Raw genomic sequence first — 9,841 nt, 5'->3', positions numbered from 1 at the left:
GGCCAGCGGCTTCATGGGGTTGTGGCTGCGAGGAACGTCTTCTCCGATTCGCTGCTGAACCCGTCTCAAGTTGAAGGCATCCAACGCGTTGAGACCGTCGAGCGGTCAACGCAAATTTTGGAGAATGACGATGTGGTTCAAGAGATACGGAATCCTGGCGGTGGCGGCCGTTGTCCTGACGGCGAGCCCCGCGATCCATGCGCAGCAGACCGACCCCGACCCGCAGTTGCAGGCGGAGGTTCAGAAGGCACTTAGCAAGAAGCAATTTTCCGATGTGCAGGTGCAGGTGGCCCAGGGAGTGGTGACGCTAACTGGGCAAGTGAACCGGCTAAACGACAAGATCGACGCGGCGAGGAAGGCGAATCACTTCAAGCCGGTCGAGGTCCGCAACCAGATCCAGGTCACGATGAACGGCGGGCCGACCGTGAGCGATGAGCAGCTCACCGACAAGCTCACGAAGAAGATCATCTACGCCCGCGAGGGCTACTGGACGCAGCCGTTCAATGCGTTCACGCTGGGTGTCCATAACGGCGTGGTGACGGTGGGTGGCGTGGCGGTTCGTCCTGAGGATAAGGACGAGGTGATCGCGGACATTACCGACACGGCGGGTGTGCGCGACCTGGTGGACAACATCAAGGTGGCTCCGCTCTCGAACAATGACGACCAGCTGCGGCGGGCGCTGTTCAACGCGATCTATGGCTACGCGGCGCTGAACCGCTATGCTCTGGATCCGGCGAAGCAGATCCGCATTGTCGTGATCAACGGCCATGCCACGCTGGTGGGGTCGGTAGATAGCCAGTCGGACAAGCAGATGGCGGGGATGCGCGCGAATGGCGTCCCGGGAGTGTTCTCGGTGACCAATGACCTGCAGGTTGCGGGACAAGGGCCGGGACGATAAGAGCGGAACGCGTTGTCAGTTGTCAGTTGTGGGGTGTCGGACGTTGTGTGTTGGGCTGAACGCCCATCATCCGGCGACCGACACCCACAACCGTTTGCGGCTTTCCCGTAACATGGAAGAGATGGAAAACATCCTTCGCAGCACACGTGTGACGCTGGAGATGATCAAGTGGGAGCACTCGATCTTCGCGCTCCCGTTTGCGCTTACGGGGGCCATGCTGGCCGCGGGCGGATGGCCTCCGCTGCATGTGCTGGGGTGGATTATCGTGTGCATGGTGAGCGCGCGGTCGGCGGCGATGGCGTTCAACCGGCTGGTGGACGCGAAGCTGGATGCGGCGAACCCGCGGACCTCAATGCGTGCGCTGGCCAAGGGTGAACTAACGATCACATTCGTGGCGGCATTCACGCTGCTCTCGGCGTGCCTGTTCCTGGTGGCGTCGGCGATGCTGAATCACCTGACGCTGATGCTGGCGCCGATCGCGCTGGCAGTGATCCTGAGCTACAGCTACATGAAGCGGATCACGCGCTGGTCACACCTGGTGCTGGGACTGGCGCTGGGCATTGCGCCTTCGGCGGCGTGGATTGCGGTGCGCGGCACATATGACGCGCGCATGCTGATTATGACGACGATCGTGCTGCTGTGGGTGGGTGGGTTCGATGTGCTGTATGCGTGCCAGGACTTCGAGCATGATCGCAAGGTGGGGCTGAACAGCATTCCCGCGGCCTTCGGGCTGGAGGGAGCGTTCTGGATTGCACGGTTGATGCACGTTGCGATGTTTGCGCTGCTGTTTGTGCTGGTGCATGTGTTTGGGCTGGGGTGGATCGCCCTCGCCGGCATGTGCCTGGTGGGCGCGCTGCTGGCGTATGAGCATGCGATCATCCGCCCGAGCGACATGCGACGCATGAATGCGGCGTTCTTCACGCTGAACGGGATTATCTCGGTGGTGTTCTTCGTGTTTGTGGCGGCGGATATTTTGATTCGGCGGTAGGGCTTCGTGGCTGACTTAGGTCGGGCCTTTGGCGCTCAACCGCTGAGATTCGTTGGTGAATTATGGAGCGCACACGACAAAAGGCCCGCTTCGGCGGGCCTTTTGTTTTCCTGCGAGTGATGAGCGAGCAGGCGATTTAGGAGTGGTTCTTGTGCTTCTCGGCGAAGGCTTCGACGTGCTCTTTGACGTTCTGCGCGGTGGAGACAATGCTTTCGCGAATGTCGTGAGCCTTGGATTCGGCCTCCGGCTCGTGGCGGGCCTTGGTGTCCTTGGCAGCTTCTTCGACGCTGCCCCAGGCCTGCTGGGCGTGCCCCTTGATCTGCTGGGCTGCGCCTTCGTTGGCCATCGTGTCGTTGTGGGTCATTTCGCCGACGCTCTGCTTGACGCGGCCGGCAACTTCATTCAGCTTGCCCTTGATGGTGCTTTCGCTTGTCGTAGTGCTCATGTCGGGACCCCTTCGGTGAAGACGCCGCGTAGCTGATGAATCAAGTGAATCTGAATCAAGTGAATCAAGAGCGCGGCGCGTTGACGTATGGACTGAAGCACGGGCCGGAGTTGCAAAGCTGAACCGGCTCGCCGTAACGGGAGGCGGCTCGCGAAGTTTCTGCGAGCCCGGAGGGGATGGTTAGATTCCCCGGCGTCCCGAGAGCAGGTTGAAGATGAGAACGATGATGGCGAGGACCAGCAGAACATGGATCCAGCTGCCGAGGGTGTAACCGCTGACGACGCCAACAAGCCAGAGGATGACAAGGATGATTGTGATGGTCCAGAGCATTCGGTCGTTCTCCTAACGATGCGGCGCGATCGCGAGGATCGACGCCGAAGATCTTTTCCGGCCTCCGCGCCGGTGCGTACTGGATAAGAGCCCGGGGTGGGGGTCGAGGTTGTCCCCTGCTGCCGCGATAATCTGTTGTATCAACAGGGTTGCCCAAGTTCGTGGCAAAAAACACGCGGATACGGCTGGAAGTGAGTGCAAACAGTATGGAAGTTGGAGATCGTGGAGCGACGGACCGCGGGCCGGACGGCATCCGGTCGGTCGCGATTCAGGGCGAGCCTGGATCGAACAGCCACATGATGGCGCTGGAGATGCTGGGCGCGGTGGAGGTGGTTCCGTGCGCTTTATCGGCCGAGGTGATCGAAGCGGTGGTGGCGGGGCGGGTGGATGGGGCGGTGCTGCCGATCGAGAACAGCCTGCATGGAAGCGTGCATGAGCACTACGACCTGATGCTGGCGAACCCGGTGCGGATCGACCGCGAGGGGCTGCTGCGGATCCGGCACAACCTGATGGCGTTGCCAGGGGTGACGATCGAGGAGATTCGGCAGGTGTACTCGCACCCGGTGGCGCTGGCGCAGTGCCGCAACTACCTTGCGGGGATGAAGCAGGCGCACGCGGTTCCCTTTTACGACACCGCGGGAAGCGTGAAGCATGTGATGGCGGAGAGGCTGCGCGACGTGGCGGGCGTGGCCCCGGCGCTGGCGGCGGAGCTGTATGGGGCGGAGATCCTGGTCGCGGGGATCGAGGACCACAAGGACAACTACACGCGTTTCCACCTGCTGCGGAGGGCGAGCGATCCGAAGCCTGAGGACCTCCCAAAGCCGAACAAGCTGAGCGCGGCGTTCGCGGTGGAGCACAAGCCGGGCACGCTGGTGGCGGCGCTGCAGGGGCTGGCGGGGGCTGGGGTGAACCTGATGAAGATCGAGTCGCGACCGGTGCCGGGAAGGCCGTGGGAGTACGTTTTCTACGTGGATTTCCGGTTCGAGGACGAGGCGACGGCGGATGCGGCGCTGGAAGCGATCCGGCCGGTGTGTTCGATGGTGAAGGAGCTGGGGCGGTACGCTGCGGCGTAGGGCTGGGGGCGAAAGACGTTGTGCGTTCTATCGTTCTACGTCTTAGCTCTTAGTTGTGAGGTTCCTGCTCGTCTTGGGCCAGGGGCTGGGCTACGGTGAAGTCGGTGATGGGGCCGGTGGGGCGAATGGGGATGGGCTGGGCGATGGCTCGCGGGGCGAAGGTTCCCGGCGCCAGCGACTGTGGGGTGGGCGCGAAGGCTTCGCGGGGACCGCGGAGCGCGAAGTAGACGATCCACCAGACGCCGATCAGCGCGATGAGGCCGGAGATCAGCGCGAACGCGGCGAAGACGATGTGCATCTGGCTCGGGTTGACGTTGGAGGGCATCTGCATGGACTTCATCATGATGGGAGCGAGCACCGCGCCCATGGTGAAGAAGCCCGCGCAGATGGCAACGAGGCCTCCCTGGATCATGATGGAGATCCTGGCCCACTGCTTGAGGCGGAGGAGGCCGACGACTGTCGTGATGCCCCATGCGGCGAGGCCGAGGGCGATCACGGCCATGACGATATAGATCATCACGAGGGCGGTGGCGCTGGGAGGCGCGGCTGGGGGGACGGCTCCGGGCATGCCACCGGGAATGACGACGGGCGGCGCGCTGTGGGCCTGGGCTGCGGCGACGAGGCCGGGTGAGTGGGAGATCGCGACGGCCGCGACGACAGAGATTCCTGCCATGAGGAGCACACCGAGCGAGGCAAAGCCGAGGGTGATCGCGGCGAGGATGACTCCGGAGGGCCGGCGCTCGGCGACGGTGGGGATGCGGGAGAAAGGCACAGGGGTCGGATCGCCGGGATAGATGGGGTCGGGATAGCTGGGAGCTGGATTGTTGGGGTCGAGGGTCATGATCGGCTCGCGGGGCTCGGAGTTGGGCGGAAGCGGTTGCGGGAAGTGTATCGCGCGGTCTCCATTCCGCAACGGGAAGGTGGCTTGAGAACGACACTTTCGAGGGCTTCGCGCGGTCATCGCACGACTTTACAGTCGTTGCATCGCGGGCGTAGGGTTTCGCGGAGGCCGGTGTGTCTTGTGTGCTCCCGCTCACATCCTTCAGGGAGGGATGCGGGGTACGCTGTCTGTCAGCGCTAACTAGCGCTCATACCGCGTCGGCTAAGATCATTCCAAACCCGAATTTGCAGCGTGAGCCGATGCGGGCGCACATGCAAGGAGACTAAGACGAGATGGCAAGTGGAAGCTGCGACATCGGCCTGATTGGGCTGGCAGTGATGGGCCAGAACCTGGTCCTCAATATGAACGACCACGGCTTCAAGGTGTGCGTCTTCAACCGCACGACGAGCAAGGTCGACGAGTTCCTGGCGCAGGAAGCCAAGGGCACCCAGGTGGAAGGATCGCACTCCATTGAGGAGATGTGCTCCAAGCTGAAGACACCGCGCCGGGTGATGATCATGGTGAAGGCCGGCGACGTCGTTGACAAGACGATCGATCAGATTGTTCCCTTCCTGGAGAAGGGCGACATCATCATCGACGGAGGCAACTCGCTGTTTACCGACTCCGAGCGCCGGACGAAGGACCTGGCAGCGAAGGGTCTGCACTTCATCGGCACCGGTGTTTCGGGCGGCGAAGAGGGTGCGCGTTTCGGCCCGTCGATCATGCCGGGCGGCGATCCCGCGGCATGGCCTGCAGTGAAGGCGATCTTCCAGGGGATCGCCGCGAAGGTGGAAGACGGCACTCCCTGCTGCGACTGGGTGGGTGAGGGCGGCGCCGGCCACTACGTGAAGATGGTGCACAACGGCATCGAGTACGGCGACATGCAGCTGATCGGCGAGGCGTACCAACTCCTCAAGGACACGCTGAAGCTTTCGGCGGACGAGCTGGCGGAGATCTTTACAGAGTGGAACAAGGGCGAGCTCGACAGCTACCTGATCGAGATCACCGCGACCATCTTTGCGAAGAAGGATGAGGATGGGACTCCGATCGTGGACAAGATCCTGGACACGGCCGGCCAGAAGGGTACAGGCAAGTGGACCGCGATCTCGGCGCTGGACATGGGCATGCCCGTGACGCTGATTGGTGAGAGCGTGTTTGCTCGCTGCCTGTCGGCGATCAAGGATGAGCGTGTGGCGGCGTCGAAGGTTCTCAACGGGCCGGTGTGCGATGCCTTTACGGGCGACCGCAAGGAGTTCATCGAGAACGTGCGGCGCGCTCTGTACTGCTCGAAGTTCATCAGCTACGCGCAGGGCTACATGCTGCTGCGCGAGGCCGCGAAGGAATACAAGTGGAACCTGAACATGGGCGGCATCGCGTTGATGTGGCGCGGCGGCTGCATCATCCGGTCGATCTTCCTGAACAACATCAAGGCCGCGTATGACAAGAACCCGAAGCTGGAAAATCTGCTGCAGGACGAGTTCTTCTATACGGTGCTGAACAACTACCAGCAGAGCTGGCGCAAGGCGCTGGTTGCGGCCGTCGAGATGGGGATTCCCACTCCGGCGTTCTCGACCGCGCTGGCGTTCTTCGATGGCTACCGCAGCGCGCGGCTGCCGGCGAACCTGCTGCAGGCGCAGCGCGACTTCTTCGGAGCGCATACGTATGAGCGCATCGACAAGCCGCGGGGCGAGTTCTTCCATACGAACTGGACGGGCCGCGGGGGACGCGTGTCGTCCTCGACGTACAACGCGTAGTTCAGGCTACAAACAGAAACAGGCAAGGCCCGCTCCTCCGAGCGGGCCTTGCCGTTGATGCGCGCCGAGCAGCTGATGAACCTGGTCCAGCCGCAAGGGAGATTACCTTCAACCTGCGGAGCGTGGCGAGGGGGAACGGGCTCCCGTTCAGTGTCGCGGGCAGAAGCTGCAGCGCGACTCGGGGGACAGGGTCTCTTCACCACGCTCCGCACTTCGCGGCGCGCGCACAGAGTGGCGGCCAAGGCCGCCGGTTCGGTTCCCGCGCTAGAAGCCAGCGGCGGGCTTGATGACCTGCACGAAGTACATGGCTCCCACCACCACCGTCATAACAGCAATGGCGAGCGCGAAGATCCGCACGACCGGCGTGAGGGCCTGCACCCGGTGGACGATCATGTCCTGCTCCTGATGCACGGCAGCGGTGCCGGTGCTGTCGGAAAGAAACAGCTGATCCGTTTCCATGTTGGTGAGGTGCGCGCGATAGATCATGAGGGCGAGGAAACCGGCGATCATTACGCCCCAAACGACCGATAGGACAACAAGTGTGGTCATGGTGGACCTCCTTGAAGCATCTGCCAAGGGCCCGGCGGTACCTGCCCGTTCACCACCGGCAGGAGACCCGGCTCTTCAGCGCCAGAATCATAGCGCTGGTGCGGTGCTGGGGGAAGTGATTTCGCTCACGATTCTTTTGGGATTCCCGCGCGGGGAAGCAGGAGCTGAGGACTGCGGAAGGCGGGTCTTCGAGAGGGCCGATCCCTCGGGGGCTTCCGTGCCAGCACCGGCAAACAGCAGGTCCCTCGACTTCGCTCGGGATGACACATCCTGCAGGGATTGCGGCGTTGGCCCAGAGCCTGTCGAGACGGCCTAGTTATGCATGAAATGGTAGAGCGTAAACCCTACCGCGGCGACCGCGAGGAGGGTCGCGATGATCAGGCCGAGGATGAACCAGGAGGCGTGCTTGCGCGTTCTCTCGTCGGGCTGCGTGATGCCGAAGGTAGCGATGAACGCGTCGGCGAGGGCTTCGATCAGGCGCATAGGGATGTTTCATCGTACGCCCTGCCGGAGCGAGTGAAGTGAATCCGGATGGTTCGGAGGTCATCTAACTGATTAGCTTGGGCCCTTTGCGGCACCGCGGGCGAACCTGCCCACACCGCAACCGGGTCCGGCATTGCCCCGGATGTGCGGCTTCGAGACGCGAGAAGAAGATCTCGCACTAAAGTGGTCCTCGATAGGTGAGGATTGCGGTAGACTAGAGGTCGCAGGATCGCGCGGGCTGCCGCGCTTGAGTATTGCGAAGGAGATGGAAACCATGGCTACTGCTGCCGTCACCCCCGAAGTTGTGGAAGCTCCGAAGAGCTCCCAGCCTGTATTGATGACCGACTCGGCGATCGCGAAGGTCAAGGAAATCATGGCCACGCAGGACCCGATCCCCGCCGGTCTTCGCATCGGTGTTGTGGGTGGTGGCTGTTCGGGCTTCCAGTATTCGATGAGCTTTGAGAACGCGGCCGGCATGATGGACAAGGTCGTCCGGTTCGAAGACCTGAAGGTGTTCGTGGACGCGACCAGCGCCATGTACCTGAACGGCTGCACGGTGGATTATGTGGAGACACTCGAGGCCGCCGGCTTCAAGTTCGACAACCCCCAGGTGAAGTCGACCTGCGGTTGCGGCTCCAGCTTCAGCGTGTAACCGCACGCTGTTCCCATTTGACGAAGGCCCCGCTGCGGCGGGGCCTTCGTGCGTTTAGGCCATGAGCGGCTCTCTTTCAGATGCTTTGCTACATTGGCGTGTATGTCTTCCCTGCGCCTGCTGAGCCTTCCCTGCGTTGCACTGTCATTTGCCCTTACGTCTGCTCCCCGCGCCCACGCTGAAGACGAGCTTGCCCGCGTCCGCAAGGCTGTGGAGCGAAGCACCCTGGACCAGAAGGGCACATACCCGTTTCACCTGAGCGCTACGCTCGCGCCGTCATTCGATCGTGATAAAGATTCCGGTCGAACCGGAACGATCGAGATCTGGTGGAAAGCTCCCGGGGAGATGCGCCGTGAGATCCGCACGCCCCAGTTTCACCAGGTGCAAGTCGTCAGTGGCGGCCGCACGTGGGAGATCAATGAGGGTGATTACATTCCAGAGTGGGCTCGAGAAATGGCTGAGGCCCTGCTACATCCGGTATCGCCGGATGCCCTCGCGTTGCATGGGATAAAGCCCGACATCATGAAGTCTATGGCCGGGGCCACATACCTCAACTGGGAGAAGTCTCTCCCAGTCGACCAGCAGCCAGCCAAGGAGGACATCTCAATCTGGGAGAATTCCGGCCTGCTCTTCTATGGCGGCGGACTCGGCTGGGACTTCCAGCTGAAAGACTTCAGTGACTTCCACGGCCGGCTCATCGCCCACACGGTGACCTGCGGCTCACCGGAGGTCAAGGCAAAGGTCACGTTAGAGGATCTATCCAGCATGCCCGCCGACTTCGACACGCCGACAGGAGGCGCTCCGCTGCGCACCATTGTCATCGACAATGCGCCCTATGCTCCAGACCTGGCCTCGGGCTCGCCGACACCCGCATGGCCTGCGGTCACCAACACTCCACTGAACGGGGTCGTCTGGACCGAGCTGGTGCTCGACGCTACCGGCCATGTGCGCGACTCGATGAACCCGATCAGCGATAACCCAGCGATCAACGAGGCCGCGAAGGCTTACTTCCAGAGCCTGGTCTTCAAGCCGGTGATCCGCGATGGGGCTCCGGTCCAGATCGTCCGCCGCATCGCGATTCCCTTTACCCTCAAGCGCCCAGAGGGCTTTGTTGACCTTGGCACCGCACGGCAGAACTTCGATCTTGGGAGAAAGGGGTCAAGTCCCGCCTCGGCAGGTGTCGGGCCGTACGAGCTCAGGGCTCAGTTCACCGTCGGCACTCCCAGCGGTTCGCAGACGGGGACCTACACCGACACATTCGTCGATACGAAGCATTGGAAACGCGAAGCTGTGCTCGGCTCAAGCATCGCGGTCCGCAGCCGCGACGGAGAGCAGTATTACTGGAAGCACGAGGGCCAGATGGCCAACATCTGCAGCCTTGTACTCGAGGCCGTCGAGCCCATCCCAACGCTCGACACAATGACAGAATCCGACTGGCGCATCACGCGCGAAGATCTAAAGGGGACGAGCACCGTCCGCGTCTATCGTGGCGGGGAGCCCGATGTCGATCTCTCCCACGCAAACGGGTACTGGTTCGACGCCGACCACAGGCTGGTGCAGGCCCTGTACAACAGCACTTTCTTCACCTACACAAATCTGCAGCCCTTCGGACCAGGATCGTACCCGCGCCTGATCCTCGGACGCAGCAGGTCAGGTGCGCTCGGCCTCAAAATCGAGGTGCAGTCGGTGAGCACCTCGCCCCAGGTGGGGAGGGGCTTCTTCAAGGTTTCAGGCGCCGAGTGGCAGAGGAAATTCACCTCCGAAGAGCGCTGAATCTGCCTTGCAGCGG

Annotated in this window: 11 protein-coding genes; 6 read left to right on the top strand and 5 right to left on the bottom strand. The window is 62.3% G+C overall.

Annotated features, from left to right (window positions below; genetic code table 11):
* Positions 1–130 precede the first annotated feature (130 nt).
* Entirely contained in the window at positions 131–898 is a 768-nt protein-coding gene (locus tag AC5E6W_RS06775) for a BON domain-containing protein (RefSeq protein WP_491751506.1), read from the top strand.
* 121 nt (positions 899–1,019) lie between these two features.
* Positions 1,020–1,886 carry a UbiA-like polyprenyltransferase gene (locus tag AC5E6W_RS06770; RefSeq protein ID WP_491751505.1) on the top strand — a complete coding sequence of 289 codons (867 nt, stop codon included), beginning with the start codon at positions 1,020–1,022 and terminating at the stop codon, positions 1,884–1,886.
* A 136-nt stretch (positions 1,887–2,022) separates the two neighbouring features.
* Here AC5E6W_RS06770 and AC5E6W_RS06765 read toward each other — a convergent pair whose 3' ends face one another.
* Together AC5E6W_RS06765 and AC5E6W_RS06760 are read right to left on the bottom strand one after the other, a co-directional pair.
* Positions 2,023–2,331 (bottom strand): CsbD family protein, encoded by a 309-nt coding sequence (locus AC5E6W_RS06765; protein ID WP_491751504.1) that lies wholly within the window; start codon positions 2,329–2,331, stop codon positions 2,023–2,025.
* Between the two features lie 180 nt (positions 2,332–2,511).
* A complete protein-coding gene (locus AC5E6W_RS06760) occupies positions 2,512–2,661 on the bottom strand; it encodes a lmo0937 family membrane protein (RefSeq protein ID WP_491751503.1) in 150 nt (49 codons plus the stop codon).
* A 191-nt stretch (positions 2,662–2,852) separates the two neighbouring features.
* On the opposite strand from AC5E6W_RS06760, the gene AC5E6W_RS06755 reads away from it, so the two are divergent.
* Positions 2,853–3,734, top strand: coding sequence for a prephenate dehydratase (locus tag AC5E6W_RS06755; protein WP_491751502.1), 882 nt, complete (start codon positions 2,853–2,855; stop codon positions 3,732–3,734).
* A 49-nt stretch (positions 3,735–3,783) separates the two neighbouring features.
* Here the strand turns inward: AC5E6W_RS06755 and AC5E6W_RS06750 are convergent, their stop codons facing one another.
* Positions 3,784–4,575 carry a hypothetical protein gene (locus AC5E6W_RS06750; RefSeq protein WP_491751501.1) on the bottom strand — a complete coding sequence of 264 codons (792 nt, stop codon included), beginning with the start codon at positions 4,573–4,575 and terminating at the stop codon, positions 3,784–3,786.
* A gap of 332 nt (positions 4,576–4,907) precedes the next feature.
* Between AC5E6W_RS06750 and gnd the strand changes: the two genes are divergently transcribed.
* Positions 4,908–6,368 carry a decarboxylating NADP(+)-dependent phosphogluconate dehydrogenase gene (gene gnd / locus AC5E6W_RS06745; RefSeq protein ID WP_491751500.1) on the top strand — a complete coding sequence of 487 codons (1,461 nt, stop codon included), beginning with the start codon at positions 4,908–4,910 and terminating at the stop codon, positions 6,366–6,368.
* 264 nt (positions 6,369–6,632) lie between these two features.
* On the opposite strand, the gene AC5E6W_RS06740 is transcribed toward gnd, so the two are convergent.
* Together AC5E6W_RS06740 and AC5E6W_RS06735 are read right to left on the bottom strand one after the other, a co-directional pair.
* A complete protein-coding gene (locus AC5E6W_RS06740; protein ID WP_491751499.1) occupies positions 6,633–6,917 on the bottom strand; it encodes a hypothetical protein in 285 nt (94 codons plus the stop codon).
* Positions 6,918–7,229: 312 nt separating this feature from the next.
* Complete coding sequence (locus AC5E6W_RS06735) at positions 7,230–7,400, bottom strand: hypothetical protein (RefSeq protein WP_491751498.1); 171 nt, start codon at positions 7,398–7,400, stop codon at positions 7,230–7,232.
* A 274-nt stretch (positions 7,401–7,674) separates the two neighbouring features.
* Between AC5E6W_RS06735 and AC5E6W_RS06730 the strand changes: the two genes are divergently transcribed.
* On the top strand, positions 7,675–8,052 hold the full coding sequence (locus AC5E6W_RS06730) for a HesB/IscA family protein (RefSeq protein ID WP_491751497.1): 378 nt from the start codon (positions 7,675–7,677) through the stop codon (positions 8,050–8,052).
* A 102-nt stretch (positions 8,053–8,154) separates the two neighbouring features.
* Complete coding sequence (locus AC5E6W_RS06725) at positions 8,155–9,825, top strand: hypothetical protein (RefSeq protein ID WP_491751496.1); 1,671 nt, start codon at positions 8,155–8,157, stop codon at positions 9,823–9,825.
* The last annotated feature ends 16 nt before the right edge of the window (positions 9,826–9,841 follow it).

The sequence above is a fragment of the Bryocella sp. genome, from assembly GCF_058498515.1.
This window is presented reverse-complemented; position numbering and strand designations above follow the sequence as displayed.

Coding starts and splice junctions, on each gene's coding strand:
- AC5E6W_RS06750 (WP_491751501.1), bottom strand. CDS start 4,575: ATGACCCTCGACCCCAACAATCCAGCTCCCAGCTATCCCGACCCCATC.
- AC5E6W_RS06725 (WP_491751496.1), top strand. CDS start 8,155: ATGTCTTCCCTGCGCCTGCTGAGCCTTCCCTGCGTTGCACTGTCATTT.
- AC5E6W_RS06740 (WP_491751499.1), bottom strand. CDS start 6,917: ATGACCACACTTGTTGTCCTATCGGTCGTTTGGGGCGTAATGATCGCC.
- gnd (WP_491751500.1), top strand. CDS start 4,908: ATGGCAAGTGGAAGCTGCGACATCGGCCTGATTGGGCTGGCAGTGATG.
- AC5E6W_RS06765 (WP_491751504.1), bottom strand. CDS start 2,331: ATGAGCACTACGACAAGCGAAAGCACCATCAAGGGCAAGCTGAATGAA.
- AC5E6W_RS06770 (WP_491751505.1), top strand. CDS start 1,020: ATGGAAAACATCCTTCGCAGCACACGTGTGACGCTGGAGATGATCAAG.
- AC5E6W_RS06775 (WP_491751506.1), top strand. CDS start 131: ATGTGGTTCAAGAGATACGGAATCCTGGCGGTGGCGGCCGTTGTCCTG.
- AC5E6W_RS06735 (WP_491751498.1), bottom strand. CDS start 7,400: ATGCGCCTGATCGAAGCCCTCGCCGACGCGTTCATCGCTACCTTCGGC.
- AC5E6W_RS06760 (WP_491751503.1), bottom strand. CDS start 2,661: ATGCTCTGGACCATCACAATCATCCTTGTCATCCTCTGGCTTGTTGGC.
- AC5E6W_RS06730 (WP_491751497.1), top strand. CDS start 7,675: ATGGCTACTGCTGCCGTCACCCCCGAAGTTGTGGAAGCTCCGAAGAGC.